Below are 406 nucleotides of genomic sequence, written 5' to 3'. Positions count from 1 at the left end.
GCCATGAGGCGCGGCACTTCGGTGCGCAGCCAGCCGGATTCCTCTTCGGGCAACTCGAACACCAGTTCGTCATGCACCTGCATGATCATCAGCACGCCGGGCTTTTCGGCGTCCAGCACGTCCTGCACGGCCACCATCGCCTTCTTGATCAGGTCGGCCGCGGTGCCCTGCATGGGTGCGTTGATGGCCGCGCGCTCTGCGGCGCCGCGCCGCGGGCCGTTGGGCGAGTTGATCTCGGGCAGGTAGAGCCGGCGGCCGAAGACGGTCTCGACGTAGCCGCGCGTCTTGGCGGCGGCCTTGGTCTCGTCCATGTACTGCTTCACGCCGGGGTAGCGCTGGAAGTAGCGGTCGATGTAGGCGGCCGCGGCCTTGTTGTCGATGCCCAGGTTGCGCGCCAGGCCGAAGC

General features: G+C 68.0%; 1 protein-coding gene. It reads right to left on the bottom strand.

Annotation, left to right across the window (positions count from 1 at the left end; translation table 11 throughout):
* Nucleotides 1–406 (bottom strand): DNA polymerase (locus tag JZ791_RS47485; RefSeq protein WP_254207405.1); only part of this gene is annotated, 406 nt, incomplete at both ends.

The sequence above is a fragment of the Nocardia alni genome (genome assembly GCF_019038435.1).
GTDB lineage: Bacteria > Actinomycetota > Actinomycetes > Mycobacteriales > Mycobacteriaceae > Nocardia > Nocardia alni.
Note: the sequence above shows the minus strand (reverse complement) of the source record. Positions and strands in the feature narration are given on the sequence as shown.